Genomic DNA, 17,634 nt, shown 5'->3' on the forward strand with positions numbered 1-17,634 from the left:
TGGATGGAGGTAAAGATATTTGTTACAGCAAGGCAATTCAATGGCAAAAGCGTACGATGTTGCTAATAGAGGATACTTACATACCCGCTTAGCAACTGCTTGCTATCTTTGATATTGATAACGTAATAATAAACGCCGGCCGGCAGCTTTTTGCCTTTATAGGTGCCATTCCAGGGCGTTACATAAGAATTTTGTTCAAAAACGGTACTGCCCAGGCGATTGTAAACCCTTACTGATATGGCTAAATAGCCCTCCAGTCCTGCTATTGTCCAGGCATCGTTTGTTCCGTCGCCATTGGGTGTGAAGGTGTTTGGAATATGTATATCGGTACAATTGCTGCTGATATTGATGGTTTGCGTGGCCTGGCAGCCGTTATTATCGGTTACCGTTAGGGTTACCGGCCCCAGTTTATTGGTAGAAAAAGTGCCGGTACCGGGTTGGCCATTCCAGTTATAAGTGGAAAAACCCGCCGGGGCGGTAAGCGTAACACTTTTATCAGTAAACTGGCAAAATGCGGCATCGGGCACAGAAAGCTCCGGAAGCGGAAAAAATTGGACAGGGAACAAAGCCGTGTTTGTGCAACCTGCTGCGGTTGTAGTAGTAGCCGTGTAGGTACCGCTTTGGGTAACGCTTATCTTATCGGTGGTTTGCCCGCTTGCCCAGGTAATTTTGCTGCCGGAATAGCTCGCCTGTAGTGTAACGGTTTGGCCGGAGCAAAGAGACGATCCCGATATCTGCCTGATGGTTATTGCAGGAGGCTGCTCAAATGCTAAGTTGAAAATACCTGAAGTTTTGCTGCAGGTAGTCAAATTACTGCTTATCCCAACAGTATAGTTGCCGGCTTCGGAAACTATAATAGCGGTTTTGTTGGTACTGGCGCTTATCGGTACGCCATCCTTGTACCATTGTATGGTGTAATTACCGTCGTTATTGAAATTGATGGAGAGGGTAGCATTATCGCCCGCACAGTATACAGGTTTATTGGCTGTTATCACCGGCTGGGCTATGGTAATAAAATTCACTTCCACCTCGTTGGTGCCCACCCAGTTATTGTTGCAGGCGCTTACCTCCAGTTTGTATTTACCGTTTTGGGTTACATTTAAAATAGCGGTTTGGTTGCCGTTTAATGTACCGTTGGTGTACCAGCGGTATTGATAAACCGGGTTATCATCAGTTTTTAGCGTAGCTGTGTTGCCTTCGCAAAAATCGATATGGTTGGCATAGTTAAATGCAAAAACAGGCGACGATACTACTTTTACCTTTAGCCGGTTACTTTCAAAATGTACGGTCGAGCATGGGTCGTACAAAACGGCATAGTACTCGCCGGATTGCGTTATTGTTAATTTGTTATGGCTCTCATTTGGTAGTTCCTGCCCGTTTCTGTACCACTGGAGCGCTTCACCGCTAAAGGTGTAGGGGGCTATATAGGCGGTTATAGTTGTATTATCGCATATTTCCATTTCATGCACTTGAAACGATTGCCCCTCAAACTGTGCGGCGTTTAATGTTGTAGCCGGATCTACGTAAGGGCCAAAATCGGGCGTTAATAAGTACAGTCCGTTTACGGCTGCAACCCAAATGCCATCTTCGCAAACCGGTTTTGTGTAAGAGGTAGCATTAACACATATATCGTTTATAACAGTGTTGCCCAGCGCATCGTAATGAAAAAAGGAATATTTGTTTAGCGGCCCCGGCGTAAATTTTTGATACCCGGAATTACTAAAGTACAAGCCCTCATCGGTACCTACCAATAAGTTTTCTTTAATCAAGCCGGCATCATAGCTGGTACCAAAGGCGCGCAAACCTAAAATAGAAGTTATCTTATTGGTTTTGATGCCATCCAGGTAATGCATCTGCGCCATAGAGGAATGCCTTGAATACACCCTGTTGTTTTGAAAAAGCCCATTCTCGGTACCCCAGTATTGGTTTATGAAAATCCCTATGAGGGAAGTGTATAGCTGATCATCTTTTACAACGCCGTCGGTATAATAGGCTGCGTAAAGGTTGTTGCCGTAATTGTTGTGCGGGCCGTACCATAGAAAGCCCCCGTAGGTATTGTCAGTGAGCTCAATAGCCGGGTATTGTATGGCATCATCGTCATAAGTGCCAAATTCCAGATCGCTAAACATCTCTGACCGGTAGGTGGTTTCGAAAACCCGGGCGGGCACATGCGAAGAGTAAGGCAACATCAGGCCTGTTTTATAATCGTAATGGCACATGCCGTTGTTAGTGCCTATTAATAAGGAATTTGCCTCCCATCTTCCGCCCATACCCACACTGTTATCAGCCAGATAACTTCCGGTATAATCTATACCTATCGAATTAACAATGCCGGGTACCCCATCGGCCGGGCCAATTTTTCTGAATACGCCCTTTTTATATTCTATAATATCCGGCGAGTTGGTTGCAATATAAACGGTATCGGCGCTGCGCCCTGCAATATCTATAAACTGGTATGCGTTGTAAGCGCTAAACGTGCTTGTGAAATCATCTACCGTTTTAGTGATGCTATTAATCCGATACACCTCGTTATGTTCGGCCAGCACCCACAAATACGGATCGTAGAAATTGCGCTTTACCTTGATTATATTTTTGCCGGATAAAAAAGTAGAGGTTAGGTGCAGATCCATATCCTGCTGCCCGCGCACATCAAAAAAAGAGATAAGGCATATAGCCAATAAAAGATAGCGCAACACGGGTGATAAAGTTTGTGCGCCGAATTTAAACAATTAATAGAACATAATGTGGAATTTCGACGGTTTTAGACAGCCCCCAGGAAGCGGAAATTACTTATTAAACCACCTCACCACTACCGATAACCTCGATAATTTAAGCAAAGCTGCCAGGAAACGATTTAACGGGATTGTTTTCATATCTGTGCTGCGGTATATTTTATAAACTGCCTTGCAGGTAAATTATTATCGCTGAGGTTTATAAATACTCATTCTTAATAGTGATGAGCGCCGAATGTCGAGTGTTTCAAACCATTAAAAAGCGCGGGAGTGTGCGATTCCCCTCTTGAGAGGGGTGGCTGTTGCACAACTCGACCAAGTGGGAACGGATAGCATTTTGTGAGTATTTGACCCGCTGAGATTAGCATATAGACGAACAAGCCTTCGTTGATTTTTGCATATCCAAACCTCAGGGAGTTGATCCGCATTTTTTTGAACTTTATAATTTACTCCATTAGTTGTGCAACAGCCACAGGGGTGGAGGGGTGTGTTTTACGCTATGCATTAAGCCGTTTGCATGGTGGCGAACACACCCCTGCTCTCGCTCAACCCCGCCCGCCCCCTCTCGAGAGGGGAATTAAAACCTAAAAGCCCCCTCAAACTCAATCTGCATTAAGCCCTAACAATTTGGCGCAAATACGTATTTTTGCGGGCTATGATTATTGCTAAAACATACTCCCCAAAAGAAGCCGAAGAAAAGTGGTACAGTTACTGGTTGCAACACAATTTTTTCCGCTCGGTGCCCGATGAGCGCGAGCCGTACACCATTGTGATACCGCCGCCAAATGTTACCGGCGTGCTGCACATGGGGCATATGCTAAACAATACCATACAGGATGTACTCATCCGCCGCGCCCGTATGAAGGGCAAGAATGCTTGCTGGGTACCGGGTACGGATCACGCCAGCATCGCTACCGAAGCTAAAGTGGTAGCCATGCTGAAAGAGCGCGGCATCAACAAAAAAGACATCACCCGCGAGGAGTTCCTGAAATATGCCTGGGAATGGAAAGATAAATACGGCGGCATCATACTGGAGCAGTTGAAGAAACTCGGCGCATCCTGCGATTGGGAACGTACCAGGTTTACCATGGACGATGACATGAGCGAAGCTGTTATCGATTACTTCATCCGCCTGCACAAACAGGGTTTGATATACCGCGGCGTGCGCATGATCAACTGGGACCCGCAAGGCAAAACCGCCGTTAGCGACGAGGAAGTTATCCGTAAGGAGGTAAATCAGAAGCTTTATTATATACGATATTATCTTGCCGGAGTCGAGTCTGAATATCTCACTATCGCCACCACCCGCCCCGAAACCATTATGGCGGATGCGGCTATCTGCGTAAACCCTAACGACGAGCGTTACACGCACCTGCATGGCAAAACGGTATTCATTCCGCTCATCAACCGCGAGATACCGGTGATACTGGACGAATACGTTACCATGGATTTTGGTACCGGCTGTTTAAAGGTTACCCCCGCGCACGATCTGAACGACTACGCCCTGGGCCAAAAGCATAACCTGCCTATCATCGATATTTTGAATGATGATGGCACCCTGAACGAAAAAGCGCAGATACTTATAGGCGAGGACCGCTTTGCCGCCCGCAAAAAAATTGCGGTATTGCTGGAAGATGCCGGCGCCTTAGCCAAAACCGAGGATTACACCTCGCAGATTGGCGTGAGCGAGCGCACCAGCGCGGTAATAGAACCTAAGCTGAGCATGCAATGGTTCTGCAAGATGCAGGAGATGGCAAAGCCCGCGTTGGATTACGTTTTGGATGGCGATGTAAAACTCATCCCCGAGAAATTCATCAACACCTACCGCCATTGGATGGAGAACGTGCGCGACTGGAACATCAGCCGCCAGCTTTGGTGGGGTCAGCAAATACCGGCCTACTACCTGCCCACCGGCGAGTACGTTGTGGCTAAAACTATTGAGGAGGCTTTGGAGGAGGCTAAATTAAAGAACCCTGCTTACACCCTTGCCGATTTGCGTCAGGAAGATGACGTACTGGATACCTGGTTCTCATCGGGCCTATGGCCTATTTCGGTGTTCGATGGCGTGCGCAACCCTGATAATGCCGAGATAAACTATTACTACCCAACCAACGACCTGGTTACCGCGCCGGAGATATTATTCTTCTGGGTGGCCAGGATGATTATGTCGGGCCACGAATTGAGGGGGCAAAAGCCTTTCAGCAACGTGTACCTAACGGGCATTGTAAGGGATAAGCTGGGCCGCAAAATGTCCAAATCCCTGGGCAACTCGCCCGATCCTTTGGAGCTGATGGCTAAATACGGTGCCGATGGCGTGCGCGTGGGTATGCTGCTTTGCTCGCCCGCAGGTAACGATTTGATGTTCGACGAAAGCTATTGCGAACAGGGCCGCAACTTCGCCAATAAAATATGGAACTCGTTTAAACTGATACAAGGTTGGGCGGTAGATACAAGCCTGCCGAATAAAAATCAGATTGCCATAGAATGGTTCGAGAGCCGCTTTAACCAGGCCCTGGTACAGATAGAAGACGACTTTAAGCAATACCGCCTGTCTGAAGCGTTGATGGCTACCTACAAATTGGTTTGGGACGATTACTGCGCTTGGTACCTGGAGATGGTGAAACCTGTTTACCAACCCGGTGCCGAAAAGCAAAGCATCGATGCCGAAACGTACGCAGCTACTATCAATTTTTTCCAAAACATCCTAAAGGTGCTTCACCCTTTTATGCCTTTCTTGACCGAGGAGCTATGGCATGATGAGCTTTTTGGCGAACGCGAGGCTTTAGATTGCTGTATTGTGGCGCAATTACCCAGCATTGGGGAAATAAATACGCAGCTGGTTGCCGAGATAGAAGTAATCCAGCAGGCAATTGCACAAATACGTAACGTGCGCAACGCTAAACAGCTTTCGCCAAAAGAAGCTTTGCCGCTTGCGGTTAAAATTAATTCGGCAATCGATTATAAAAAATACGAGCCGGTTATTAAGCATTTAGGGAATATCGTAGAACTATCGGTTGTAAATGAGGCCTTGGCCGGAGCCGTAAACTTCATTGCAGGTACTGATGAGTTTTACGTTGCTTTGAATATAGAAATAGATGTTGAGGCAGAAAAAGAACGCCTCGAAAAGGAGCGGGAATACCTTATCGGTTTCTTAAAATCGGTAAACGCCAAACTAAGTAACGAACGTTTCATGGCGAACGCCAAACCAGAGATAATAGAAAATGAATTGAAAAAGAAAGCGGATGCAGAATCGAAACTGAAAACGGTGGAAGATAACTTGCGCGGATTGGCAGGTTAATTGTATGAAGTTAAGGCTGTTTATGATTTATGATTGGAATATTTCGTATCTTAAAACGCCGAAAATCTAACATCAATTAATTGAGCCAAACGCCCGTAAAGTATTGAATGTGAATTTCTTTAATTTCTCTATTGATAAAATACTTACACGAGACCTGTCGATCCTCGATCAGGCGCGTATCCGTTTGCTTTATTATGGTTTTATTTTAGTGTTCGTAGCGCTTTGCGCCTTGTTCCTGAGCGTGTACCTGCAGGGCTTGCCGCTCCTAAGCGCAACATCGGGCATATTGATGTTCTGCGTGGCGGCTTTATTTAAATACCTCACCTTTAAGCCCCATTGGCAGCGGATATCGCACATACTGCTTATCCTGGGCACCATCGTAAATTTATCTACGGTATTTGTGGTGATGCAGGAGGTAAACATCATCGTTATCCAGATTATCATCCTGGTGGTTGTGTTTAGCTTTTATATGCTGGGACAAAACTGGGGCATGTTTTATTCGCTGCTTAACCTGTTGCCGGTGCTTATTTTCCTGGTAATGGTTTACGATCATAACTATTACATCGATTTTAAACCCGAAAAGGTAGACGAGGCCACCATCATCATCGGTGTTTTTGCCAACTTCATCCTCATTATATTTATACAGAGCCACTTTTATACGGCCTTCCTCAAGAATATCCAGGAGCTTAAAGCCACGGGCGAGGAGCAGGCGGCACTGAACATCAAATTCGAGAAAGCGATAGAGAAGGCCGAGAAATCAAGCCAGGTGCAGTCGGATTTCCTCTCCACCATGTCGCATGAGATACGCACGCCGCTTAACGCCGTTATTGGCATGAGCAACCTGCTGATGATGAATAACCCGCGGCCAGATCAGGGCGAGAACCTGGATATATTGAAATTTTCGGCCAATAATCTGCTCGCCATCGTAAACGACGTGCTCGATTTCAACAAGATTGAATCGGGAAAAATCGTATTCGAGAAGATAAAGTTCAACCTGGTAGATCTGTTGCATAACATCTGCGGCGGCCAGATTATGAAGGCCGAAGAAAAAGGCTTGCTGTTTAAGCTGGATATAGATAGCGCGCTGCGCCGCAAGGTGGTTTTTGGCGACCCTACCCGGCTAACGCAAATCATCTTCAACCTTACCAGCAATGCCATCAAGTTTACTTCTGCAGGCAGTGTATGGGTTAGGGTAACCTGCATAGAAGACCGCCACAACAACATTACCGTAAGCTTTTCGGTAAAAGATACAGGCATAGGCATCAAGAAAGAAAACCTCCAGAGCATCTTCGAGCCCTTTACGCAGGAATCTATCACCACTACCCGTCAATATGGAGGTACCGGCCTGGGTCTGGCTATCGTCAAACGTCTGCTGGAACTGCAGGGCGTTAAAATGCATGTGCATAGTGTAATTAACCAGGGCTCGGAATTTTCATTCAATATAGAATTCCCGGTATCTACCGAAGCGATTGCAGCACCGGTGCAAAAACAACAAATAACGCAGGCAGCAATAGATGGCGATACGTTTGAATATGAAAGCCTGCGCGTGCTGATAGCCGAAGACAACCCGGTTAACGTAATGTTGATGAAGAAGCTGTTCAGCAAGTGGAAGATAGTACCCACTATTGCCGAGAATGGCGAACGCGCCGTAGAGATTATGCAATACGGCAACTTCGATATCATCCTGATGGATTTGCAGATGCCTATAATGAACGGCTTCGATGCAACTATAGAGATACGCAAAATGCCCGATCCTACTAAGGCAAATATCCCTATCATCGCGCTTACCGCATCGGCCCTGTTCGATATTAAGGACCAGGTAACCGCCGCAGGTATGGATGATTATGTAGCCAAGCCGTTTAAGCCCGATGAACTGATGGAAAAAATACAGAACCTGGTTGCCAAAACAGCCGTGTAATCCCCTATAATTCTTTATAAGAAGGCAACTCCTCTAAAAAACGGTAAGATTGGTTTTCACGATCGATACGGCAATAATAGTGGCTGAGGCCATTGGTTACCACCAATAAACCTACCTTATGCACCATATTATATCGCGCCGCCTGGTCGAACGTGGCCTGGCTAATAGCTACCGAAGGTGCCTTGCATTCTACCAGTAAAATTTTCTCGCCCGATGAATTGTGCACCACGATGTCCGATCGTTTGGCCATGCCATGCAATTTTAGGCCCCCCTCCAGTTTGATAAGCGATTTTGGGTACAGCTTATGCTTGATAAGGTATTGCACAAAATGTTGCCGCACCCACTCTTCGGGCGTGAGGACGATGCTGCGCTTGCGCAACTCGTCGAAAACGCTCAGTTGCCCCGCATGTTCGGTAAGCTTAAAGGGGTAGGGCGGCAGATTGAGCGGTAGCAGCAATTCCATAGGAAAGTTAAACGTCAAAATTAAAAAGTAAAAATTTAAAAGGTGATTGGTGGCCTGTTTATCTTTCCACAAACAAGGGCTTTTAAATTTTTCGCTTATTATTATTTTCGTTTTGGTGCTCAAGAGTGCTTCGCAGTTTTTACTTTTGACTTTTAACTTAGAATGACTGCTCCCGAAATTATAAAAGACCTTAAGGCCCGCAAATTTAAGCCGCTGTACCTGCTGCACGGCGAGGAGCCGTATTTTATAGACCTGGTGAGCAACTACATCGAGCATCATGTACTATCTGATGGGGAGAAAGGTTTTAACCAAACCGTATTGTATGGCAAGGATACCGATGTGATGACCGCCATCAACGCTGCCAAGCGTTACCCCATGATGAGCGATTACCAGGTGGTGATGGTGAAAGAGGCCCAGGATATGAAATGGGGCCGGGATGACGATGACAAAAAGAGTATAAACCCCTTGCTGGCCTATCTGGAGAATCCGCTGCCAAGCACCATATTGGTTTTTTGCTACAAATACGGCAAATTCGACAAACGCAAGAAGACTTATAAAGCCATAGATAAAAAGGGGCTGATATTCGAATCTGCTGCTTTGTATGATAACAAAATACCGGGCTGGATAGAGGGTTACATTGCGGATAGGAAATACCGCATCAACACGCAGGCTTCGGCCATGCTGGCAGAGTACCTGGGCAACGACCTATCTAAAATAGCCAACGAACTGGATAAGCTGATGCTGAACATCGCCGCGGGCGATGAGATTACCCTAAAACACATCCACGATAACATCGGCATTAGTAAGGAGTATAACGTATTCGAGCTGCAGGCGGCACTCACCAAAAAGGATGCCTACAAGGTAAACCAAATTGTAAACTACTTTGAGGCCAACCCCAAAGCCAACCCCATAGTACTGGTTTTAGGCAACCTCAACAACTTTTTCAGCAAGGTGCTGGCCTATCATTACGTAAAAGATAAATCGCCGCAGAACCTTGCACGCGAGCTTGGCGTAAACCCTTATTTTTTAAAAGACTATGAACAGGCCGCCCGTGGCTACAACCTCGGCAAAACCTTTCAGGTGATTAGCTACCTGCGCGAGTACGACCTCAAGAGTAAAGGGGTAGAATCTAACACCGGCGCCGGCGGGCTGATGAAAGAACTAATGTTTAAGATATTGCATTAACCTGCTTCACCAATTATTAAATATGACCGAGGCAAAACCGACCGCAGCACCCGATCCATTGAAGCTGAAATATGTAGATGCGCTGCGTGGCCTGGCCATTTTGGGGGTGATAATGGTACATTGCGGGCAAAACGGCAATAATCAGCATTTAACTACATTCGTAAAATACGTCATCCTGAACGGCAGCAGCGGCGTGGCCCTGTTTTACTTTGTGAGCGCTTATACACTAATGCATTCCATGCACGCGCGCGCAAGGGCGCAGCATGAGCCGTTGAGTAATTTTTACCTGAGACGCTTTTTTAGGATTGCCCCCATGTTTTACGTGGCCATTATATATTACCTGTGGCAAGATACCGACGGCCACCTGGGCAACAGTTTGCAGGCATACACCCCGGGCAACATCATCTCGCATTTCGCATTGTTGCATGGCTTTCATTCCTGGTGGATGAACACGTTGGTGCCCGGCGGCTGGTCCGTTGCCAACGAGGTGCTGTTCTACGCCTTGTTGCCGCTGTTGTTCCGCCTGATAAACAGTACGCAAAAAGCCGCCTGGTTTTTCCTGATAACGCTATACCTGAGGTACGTGCTTGATTTTGCCCTGCGGAAATATGTTGTTGGGCACGATGATATACTGCTGGAGTACACCCGCCTTTATTTGCCGACTCAAATGCCTGTTTTTGCCCTCGGGATATTATACTATTTCGTAATAAACGATGGCTATAAACTTAAGGTTAGCCCGGCAGTTATTTTGGCGATGGCAATCACCTTGCTCATGAATATTTTAGGCGTGGTTATACTGCCGGGTAACGTATTGTGTACCATTGCTTTTTTTGTATTGGCTATAGCCCTAAGCAAAAAAGAGTTTAGGTTTATAGTGAACCCGGTAATTATCTACCTGGGCAAGGTAAGCTATAGCGTGTATCTGTGCCACTTTGCAGTGCTGTACTGGCTTGGGAAATATAACCTTGTAGATTATTTTGCCGCCACCAACCTGCCCAGCGCGCTGGCCAATTTTGCGGTGCGGTACGTTGTGGTGGGCCTGTTGGCAGTGGCAATATCATCCATAACCTATAAACTGATAGAGGTGCCCATGCAACGGCTAGGTTATCGCATCATCAAAAACCGTAAAAAATCATCAGCTGAACTGCTTTGACAGCAAACTATACGAATGGTGTAAGTAATAAGCAAAAAATCCTGCACTATTATGCAACTACTTTTTTGTTTATTCGTATAAAGAATAAGTATTATATTAGAGAAATCATCATAGCAGTAATCATGAGCGCAGGAGTTACCATCATCATAATTTTATTTTCGCTTGCAGCGTTGCTGATATTAGGCGTAATATTCTTCAGCATCCTTAAATACATTAAGCGGCAGTATTACCCCAACTGGAAATTCCCCGATTATTTCAGCGTGGGGTACGCCGAATACTTATATCATAAGTTTATCAAAAAAGACCTGAAATAAGGGCTTTTAAGGCCGCTCGCATTTCCGTTTATCGGGCCTTTTTAGCATTTTTACTGCATAATACTTCTACGATATGCAGTACTGGCTCGTAAAATCGGAACCATTTAAATACAGTTGGGATAAGTTCAATCAAGAGGGCCGCACCTTTTGGGATGGCGTGCGCAATTACCAGGCGCGTAACAATCTCAGGGCCATGGCCACCGGCGATTTGGTGCTGTGGTACCACAGCAACGAAGGCAAGGAGATCGTAGGCATAGCCCGCGTAGCAAAAGAGGCCTACCAGGACCCCACCACAGAAGACCCGAACTGGGTAGTGGTTGACCTTGAACCCGTAGAGAGCCTTAAACGCCCCGTAACCCTCGAAGAAATAAAAGCCGATGAGCCTTTGAAAGATATAGGCCTGGTGCGCCAGGGGAGGCTATCGGTAATGGGCCTTAAACGCGAAGAGTTCGACCGCATACTGGAGCTGGCCGAAAAATGAAGCATCAGACTGCCTATACCTCCAAATCATTAATCATATCACTTGTAGCAGCTTGCCTGTTCACCATACCGCAATTTGCAAAGGCGCAGGATGCTTTTGGCCGGTTTGCTAACTTATTTACCGTGCCCGCCCATTATGTGGTAAAGCATGTAGATAAAGCGCCGGTGATAGATGGCAACATAAGCAAAGACGAATGGCAACAGGCCGCGTGGACTACCGATTTTGTAGACATAGAAGGCGACCTGAAGCCGAAGCCATTTTTGCAAACCAACCTCAAGATGCTTTGGGATGATAGCTGCCTGTACATAGCCGCCCGCATACGCGATCCGCACGTGTGGGCCACCCTTAAAAAGCACGACGATATTATCTACCTCAACAATGATTTCGAGCTGTTTATAGATCCGCTGAATACTATGCACCATTATTATGAGGTAGAGGTAAACGCTTACAACACTATATTCGATTTATTGCTGACCAAGCCCTACCGCAACGGGGGCAAGGCGGTTATCAGTTGGGATGCAAAGGGCCTGCGCTCCGCTGTGCAGATTCAGGGAACATTAAACAATCCTGCCGATCGCGACACGGGTTGGACGGTGGAAATGGCCATCCCTTTTAAGGCCTTGAATGCCACGGCGCAGCAAATCAAGCCGGGCAACGGTTCCATGTGGCGCATCAATTTCTCGCGCGTGCAATACGATACCGAAATTTTTGGCGGCGATTACCGCAAATTGAAAGACAGCACCGGCCGCACGCTGCCCGAGCGTAATTGGGTATGGAGCCCGCAAGGCGTTGTCAATATGCATTGCCCCGAGCGCTGGGGTTACCTGCTCTTTAGTAAGGGAAAGAAAGCAGCTCAATTTAAGATGCCCGATGCCGAATTGCAGAAAAAATACCTTTGGCTGGTATATTACAAGCAGAAAGAATGGCTGAAAGGCAAGGGTAACTATGCGCCAACGCTTGCCGATTTGCAACTGGATGGCGCGGTTAAGGTGGCGGGGGCCATCAATGCCTTAAGCCTGGAAGCCAGGGGGCAAACTTTTATTGCCCGTATCAGCGGCGGTAGCAATAAAACTGTTTATACAATAGATCAGGACGGTTTGATACAACGAGAAACTGCTAAATAAAATGAATAAACGGGAATTTTTAAAAGTGGGCATGCTTACTGCCGCCGCAGCGCAGTTGCCTTTAGGAAGCTTTGCCACAAGCAAAAAGAAAAAAGGCATGAAAAACTGGGTATGGACCAACCCAAACACCAAAGATACCGACGAGGAACTGCCGGCCCGCTACGCCGCTTATAAAGCCGCAGGCATTACCGGGATATTTTTCGAGGCGGATAGCGAGCGGCATTTCCGTGCGGCAAAGGCGCAGGGGCTGGAAACGCACCGCTGGATATGGACCTTTAACCGCGCCGAACTGGTGAGCCAACACCCCGAGTGGTATAGTATAAGCCGCAAAGGCGATTCCTGCGCGGATAAGCCGCCATATGTAACTTACTACCGCTGGCTGTGCCCATCGCGCCCCGAGGTGCAGGAGTATCTGGAAAAGACTGTTACCGATATTTTAGCCTTGGATTATGTAGACGGCATTCACCTGGATTATGTAAGATACTGCGACGTAATTTTACCGGTAAACCTGTGGGACCATTACAAGCTTGACCAAACCCGAGAAATCCCCGAATACGACTTTTGCTATTGCAACGTATGCAAGGCCAAATTTAAAGAGAAATACAACTACGATATCGACCAGGTACAATACCCCGATGCCAGCTTATCCTGGCGCTTGTTCAGGTACGGAAACATCACGCGCGTGGTAAATAGCATTGCAAATATTGCACATCGCAATAAAAAACAGATTACCGCGGCCGTGTTCCCCACGCCGGAGATTGCCCGCCGCAACGTAAGGCAAGACTGGACGAATTGGAACCTGGATGGCATCTGCCCCATGATATACCACGGCTTTTACAAGGAAGGCGTAGGATGGATAGGCGATGCAGTGGCCGAAGGCGTACACTTTTTAGCAGGCAAATTTCCAATTTATGCAGGCGTGTACCTGCCCGATTTCAAGAACGACGACGAAGTGAAAACAGGTATCCAAAACGCGCTCAAGAACGGCGCAGCGGGTATATCTTTCTTCGGCAATGTTACGCCGGGCGTATTGGATGCCTTAAAAGGGGAGATTGCCAATAGCAAACGAGCGTAGCTAAAATTTCCCGAAAAAACTCGAGATATCGAAATAGACATCCAGCTTAGTACCTTCGCTGGTGATGATATGGATGATGTCGTAAGGTTTTTTGTCGTGGCTGCTTAGCGCCTGCCCCTGTGTTTTGGCCCCGGGGTATTTTACTTTTATCCACGCATATTCGGCATCTACGCCCTGGCGCTCGTGCGTTTCTGTGGTGATGACGGCGGTTTCAAAGGATTTGCCGTCTTGTACTGCGCTGGTACCGGCCAACTTTTTGGTGCTTGCGCAGGACGCAAAAATTAACAGGGAAAGGGCAAAAGCAACAGGTAATCTTTTCATAACGATATTGATTCAGGTATCTATAAATGTAATAAATTTTTATAGATACCTAAATTTTCATCGTCGAAGCAGATAAAAATCACTTCGTCTATCCCGTGGTTATCCGCCAGGAATTTATCCACGGTTTCGGTTGCTATTTCTGCGGCCCGCTGTTTAGGGAAACGATATACGCCCGTACTAATGTTGGGGAAGGCGATTGTTTTGATGCCGTTTTCAATTGCCAGGTTAAGGCTGTTGGTATAGCAGTTGGCCAGTTGTTCTTCCTCTTTAGTTATGTTCTTCCCGCCGTTGTAAACCGGGCCAACGGTGTGGATAACATATTTAGCGGGCAGGTTACCGCCCGAGGTGATGACCGCCTTGCCTGTTTTACAACGGCCTTGCCTGTCGACAATCTTTATACACTCTTCCAATATCTGCTTGCCGCCGGCGCGATGTATGGCGCCATCCACGCCACCGCCGCCCATCAGGCTGCTGTTGGCCGCGTTTACGATGGCATCCACGGCTAACTTAGTAATATCGCCCTGCTGTAATTTTATCCTTACATCCATAATAGTATAACGGCTGTTTAATGCAGCTGTTTGCGTGGGAAATTACTCCAAATAAAGCAAATTCCGTTTATAATCTATGGTGAATTTATACTGTTTTAAAATGCCGCCGCCGATGCTGCCATCTATACTGGTATCAGCAAAGCCACCGGTTTTTGCCATGGGGATGCGGGAAGCTACGTTGGCTATTTGTTTGTTCCCGATGCCGATCTGCTTTAAAGTAAACGTTCGCGCGTAAATTGGTCCGCCAATGCCATAGCCGGTAATGCTGGTATCAGATAATGGGTAGCGATTTTTGATGCCTGTACTTTCGGCATAATGGTTAAATACCGTGAGCGCGGTGCGGTCGCCGGTATCCATAATGAGGGTGGCGGGTTTGTCGTCGATAGTTGCTTTTATCCTGGGGATATGGTAATACATGCCGAATTGAATTCCACCTGTACCGGCGTATGAATTATAAAAGTTGATGGTTCGGTTGGGATAGTCGAACTGTACCGCATAATCTTTCATGAAGTTATAGCCGATGGCGCCATCCAGATAGGGCAAGTGCAGCTTGTTTTTGATTTCCGACAGGTCGACCACGTTAAAATCACCTTTTATGATGATAGCTTTGCCGATGCGCGTGGTATCTACAGTAGTTTCCCAGCTCGATGCCCGTTTGGCCCCTGCGCCGCTGGTGGTGCTTTCGTTTTCGAGTTTAAGGTGCAGGGCACGCGCCGTAGCCACATCTATCACATCCGTTGCACCGCAATCTAATATAAAGTGTAGGGTTTTATTATGAATCTTCACCTCGATGAACGGGCGGTTATCTACCAATGTAAATGGGATGCTGAACTGCAATTTATTTTGAGCCGATGCGGTATTGCAGCAAAGCAAAAATATGGCAAAGGCAAGCAGGCAAGTATTCCTCATCATCCAGGTTTTTAGTTGGATGGTTGAGAGAGACGAAAGTTACAGGGGCCACGATTTACTTCTTCTGCGCAGCAAAAAACAAAGCCTTCAACTCCGTAGCGTCATCCGGTTTCATCTTGCCGCCCAGTATCAGTCTCAGCTGCCGACGACGCAGTGCACCCTCGTACAATTCTATCTCATCTTCGGTTACGGGGAGCAGGGCGGGGACAGCTACCTTGCTGCCGTCTTTATCCAGGGCCACGAAGGTGTAGTAGGCTTCATTGCTTTTATGGCGGGTGCCTTGGGGGATGTTCTCGGCATACACATCCATCCGCACCTCAACCGAAGTGGTGAAAGCACGCGTAACCCTGGCTTCGATGGTAATTACATCGCCCAGTTTGATGGGGTGGTGGAAGGAAACATTATCTACCGATGCGGTTACCACCACGCGGTTGCAATGCTTTTGTGCGGATATGGCAGCCGCTATATCCATCCAGTGCAGCAGGCGCCCGCCCATTAAATTATTGAGGGTGTTGGTATCGTTGGGCAATACCAATTCGTTCATAATGGTGAATGATTCTTTAGGCGCTTTTCCTGTCATAATTGCAAAGATAGTTTTTACGGGTTAAAACTACGGCCTCACCGTCCTCAACAAACTATAGCCCACCAGTTCCTCCCAGCGGGCACCGGCGGGCCGGGCGTAAACCAATAGCTGGTACTCGTTCTCGGTTTCGAAATAAGTGCCCTCCAGCGCAGCGTAATCGGGTTGTTTGGTGGCGTTGTTTACCCACACGTACATATAATCGTAAACGCCTTGCTTTAGCAGCAAATCGGTGTAGAAGCGGCCACGGGCATCAAATTGCATGCGGCTTTGCTCATTTATCTTAAAATCATTAAACTGACCAATGATATAGGGCGTGCCCTCGGCTTCAGATTTATTGGTGCCCACATTGAAATATACATGCGCGTAATCGGCGTCCGTGCGTGCATCGCGGCCGTCCTGGTTTATCACATAGTATTTGCCGTCGTTATCGTAAAGCAAGGTGTAATTGGGCAGGTTGCGGTTCGGGTCGCCCAGCAGCATTACGGTGTTGGCCGTATCGCGGTATATCCTGGCAATACGCTCGGAATTTAGTTTCAACGAGCGCGTATCAAAATGCCGAAACTCGTTACCGCCGGCAAAATCGTTGATGTTTACATCGTTATACACCAGCTGCGTGCCGCGGATGTAGGTAGGCACGGTGTTCATCCTGCCGGTTTCGGGCCGGGCGTTTTGCATTACCAGCACGCGGATATCGCGATTGGGGTTCTGAACGTTCAGGCCGCCATAATCTACGGTGAAATTCAACTTTTGATTAGTTCGCCTCGCCAAAACATTGTTGGATGAAGTAATGGTGCCCCCAACACCAACGCGACTGTTCAGCACATACATGCGGCGTGTGAGTATCAGTTTAGTCGGGTCGCCATCTTCATAAATCTTCAAAACATAATTGCCCGCTATTTTTGGTGCAATGTTTTGATTGGGCAAGGTGAGCTCGTAATGGGTGTATTTTTGGAACGTGGCAGATGAGTAGGTGTAATTGAAAAGCCTGTCGTCCATAAAAGTTTGTAGGTATTCGGCAGGGGAGAGGTTAGATGATTTCCAGTTGGCATCGCAATGCTCTATAGTGTACGAGAAGTTGCGGCTGCCGCCGCTGAGGTCGTCAAAGCCTAACCTTACTTTTTCGTCGCTGTTTAGCGAAATTACCGGGAAGGCTGCGGCTTGTTTATCTACTTTGTAAAACTCTACGCTTTTTATTTCGGGGCGGAAGATATTGTTGCCGTAGGGGGATTGGGCGAAGGCGGTGCTTCCGAAAAAAAGGAGAAGTGTGGTGAGCAATGTTGTTGGTGACAACACCAACAACGGCGATAGGAAAACTCTCCACGCGTCGTTGCTAGGAACGACGCAATCCCCTATAGGCAGGTCGACCTGCAATGTGGCCTTGCGCGCCGATGATTGCCGCGCTGTCGCTCGCAAGGACGTGGTGACTATTTCCCGCCCGTCATTGCGAGGCGCGAAGCAATCCCCGATTTGCAGGTCGTCAAGGCTAAGTTCAGAGATTGCTTCGTTCCTCGCAATGACGTTTCTCATACT

The 17,634-nt window shown here is 47.3% G+C and carries 15 protein-coding genes; 8 read left to right on the forward strand and 7 right to left on the reverse strand.

Annotation, left to right across the window (positions count from 1 at the left end):
* Nucleotides 1-62: 62 nt before the first annotated feature.
* On the reverse strand, nt 63-2,693 hold the full coding sequence (locus tag AC1DXC_RS07605; protein ID WP_477458548.1) for a T9SS type B sorting domain-containing protein: 2,631 nt from the start codon (nt 2,691-2,693) through the stop codon (nt 63-65).
* Nucleotides 2,694-3,387: 694 nt separating this feature from the next.
* Between AC1DXC_RS07605 and AC1DXC_RS07610 the strand changes: the two genes are divergently transcribed.
* Nucleotides 3,388-6,030 carry a valine--tRNA ligase gene (locus AC1DXC_RS07610; protein WP_477458549.1) on the forward strand — a complete coding sequence of 881 codons (2,643 nt, stop codon included), beginning with the start codon at nt 3,388-3,390 and terminating at the stop codon, nt 6,028-6,030.
* Nucleotides 6,031-6,139: 109 nt separating this feature from the next.
* On the forward strand, nt 6,140-7,948 hold the full coding sequence (locus tag AC1DXC_RS07615) for an ATP-binding protein (protein ID WP_477458550.1): 1,809 nt from the start codon (nt 6,140-6,142) through the stop codon (nt 7,946-7,948).
* Between the two features lie 4 nt (nt 7,949-7,952).
* Here the strand turns inward: AC1DXC_RS07615 and AC1DXC_RS07620 are convergent, their stop codons facing one another.
* Nucleotides 7,953-8,411, reverse strand: coding sequence for a type I restriction enzyme HsdR N-terminal domain-containing protein (locus AC1DXC_RS07620; RefSeq protein ID WP_477458551.1), 459 nt, complete (start codon nt 8,409-8,411; stop codon nt 7,953-7,955).
* Between the two features lie 162 nt (nt 8,412-8,573).
* On the opposite strand from AC1DXC_RS07620, the gene holA reads away from it, so the two are divergent.
* From holA to AC1DXC_RS07650, 6 genes are all read left to right on the forward strand, one after another.
* Nucleotides 8,574-9,596, forward strand: coding sequence for a DNA polymerase III subunit delta (gene holA, locus AC1DXC_RS07625; RefSeq protein ID WP_477458552.1), 1,023 nt, complete (start codon nt 8,574-8,576; stop codon nt 9,594-9,596).
* Between the two features lie 22 nt (nt 9,597-9,618).
* Nucleotides 9,619-10,749 (forward strand): acyltransferase family protein, encoded by a 1,131-nt coding sequence (locus AC1DXC_RS07630; protein WP_477458553.1) that lies wholly within the window; start codon nt 9,619-9,621, stop codon nt 10,747-10,749.
* Nucleotides 10,750-10,871: 122 nt separating this feature from the next.
* Nucleotides 10,872-11,063, forward strand: a complete 192-nt coding sequence (locus AC1DXC_RS07635; protein WP_477458554.1) for a hypothetical protein — start codon at nt 10,872-10,874, stop codon at nt 11,061-11,063.
* A gap of 73 nt (nt 11,064-11,136) precedes the next feature.
* Nucleotides 11,137-11,544, forward strand: a complete 408-nt coding sequence (locus tag AC1DXC_RS07640; RefSeq protein ID WP_477458555.1) for an EVE domain-containing protein — start codon at nt 11,137-11,139, stop codon at nt 11,542-11,544.
* Nucleotides 11,541-12,668: a carbohydrate-binding family 9-like protein gene (locus tag AC1DXC_RS07645; protein WP_477458556.1), complete on the forward strand. Its 1,128-nt coding sequence runs from the start codon at nt 11,541-11,543 to the stop codon at nt 12,666-12,668. The genes AC1DXC_RS07640 and AC1DXC_RS07645 overlap by 4 nt, the downstream gene beginning before the upstream one ends.
* 1 nt (nt 12,669) lies before the next feature.
* Nucleotides 12,670-13,743, forward strand: coding sequence for a family 10 glycosylhydrolase (locus AC1DXC_RS07650; protein WP_477458557.1), 1,074 nt, complete (start codon nt 12,670-12,672; stop codon nt 13,741-13,743).
* Here AC1DXC_RS07650 and AC1DXC_RS07655 read toward each other — a convergent pair whose 3' ends face one another.
* Genes AC1DXC_RS07655 through AC1DXC_RS07675 form a run of 5 tightly spaced genes read right to left on the reverse strand, consistent with a single transcriptional unit; the run spans nt 13,744 to nt 17,631 of the window.
* Nucleotides 13,744-14,064, reverse strand: a complete 321-nt coding sequence (locus AC1DXC_RS07655; RefSeq protein ID WP_477458558.1) for a hypothetical protein — start codon at nt 14,062-14,064, stop codon at nt 13,744-13,746. It abuts the gene before it with no gap.
* Between the two features lie 20 nt (nt 14,065-14,084).
* A complete protein-coding gene (locus tag AC1DXC_RS07660; protein WP_477458559.1) occupies nt 14,085-14,612 on the reverse strand; it encodes an O-acetyl-ADP-ribose deacetylase in 528 nt (175 codons plus the stop codon).
* Between the two features lie 42 nt (nt 14,613-14,654).
* A complete protein-coding gene (locus AC1DXC_RS07665; protein ID WP_477458560.1) occupies nt 14,655-15,524 on the reverse strand; it encodes an aspartyl protease family protein in 870 nt (289 codons plus the stop codon).
* 52 nt (nt 15,525-15,576) lie between these two features.
* On the reverse strand, nt 15,577-16,101 hold the full coding sequence (locus AC1DXC_RS07670; RefSeq protein WP_477458561.1) for an acyl-CoA thioesterase: 525 nt from the start codon (nt 16,099-16,101) through the stop codon (nt 15,577-15,579).
* Nucleotides 16,102-16,131: 30 nt separating this feature from the next.
* Nucleotides 16,132-17,631 carry a type IX secretion system plug protein gene (locus AC1DXC_RS07675; protein WP_477458562.1) on the reverse strand — a complete coding sequence of 500 codons (1,500 nt, stop codon included), beginning with the start codon at nt 17,629-17,631 and terminating at the stop codon, nt 16,132-16,134.
* Nucleotides 17,632-17,634: the final 3 nt, after the last annotated feature.

This window comes from Mucilaginibacter sp. P2_D11, from assembly GCF_056404435.1.

Coding starts and splice junctions, on each gene's coding strand:
- AC1DXC_RS07610 (WP_477458549.1), top strand. CDS start 3,388: ATGATTATTGCTAAAACATACTCCCCAAAAGAAGCCGAAGAAAAGTGG.
- AC1DXC_RS07645 (WP_477458556.1), top strand. CDS start 11,541: ATGAAGCATCAGACTGCCTATACCTCCAAATCATTAATCATATCACTT.
- AC1DXC_RS07665 (WP_477458560.1), bottom strand. CDS start 15,524: ATGATGAGGAATACTTGCCTGCTTGCCTTTGCCATATTTTTGCTTTGC.
- AC1DXC_RS07660 (WP_477458559.1), bottom strand. CDS start 14,612: ATGGATGTAAGGATAAAATTACAGCAGGGCGATATTACTAAGTTAGCC.
- AC1DXC_RS07675 (WP_477458562.1), bottom strand. CDS start 17,631: ATGAGAAACGTCATTGCGAGGAACGAAGCAATCTCTGAACTTAGCCTT.
- AC1DXC_RS07640 (WP_477458555.1), top strand. CDS start 11,137: ATGCAGTACTGGCTCGTAAAATCGGAACCATTTAAATACAGTTGGGAT.
- AC1DXC_RS07635 (WP_477458554.1), top strand. CDS start 10,872: ATGAGCGCAGGAGTTACCATCATCATAATTTTATTTTCGCTTGCAGCG.
- holA (WP_477458552.1), top strand. CDS start 8,574: ATGACTGCTCCCGAAATTATAAAAGACCTTAAGGCCCGCAAATTTAAG.
- AC1DXC_RS07670 (WP_477458561.1), bottom strand. CDS start 16,101: ATGACAGGAAAAGCGCCTAAAGAATCATTCACCATTATGAACGAATTG.
- AC1DXC_RS07620 (WP_477458551.1), bottom strand. CDS start 8,411: ATGGAATTGCTGCTACCGCTCAATCTGCCGCCCTACCCCTTTAAGCTT.
- AC1DXC_RS07655 (WP_477458558.1), bottom strand. CDS start 14,064: ATGAAAAGATTACCTGTTGCTTTTGCCCTTTCCCTGTTAATTTTTGCG.
- AC1DXC_RS07650 (WP_477458557.1), top strand. CDS start 12,670: ATGAATAAACGGGAATTTTTAAAAGTGGGCATGCTTACTGCCGCCGCA.
- AC1DXC_RS07630 (WP_477458553.1), top strand. CDS start 9,619: ATGACCGAGGCAAAACCGACCGCAGCACCCGATCCATTGAAGCTGAAA.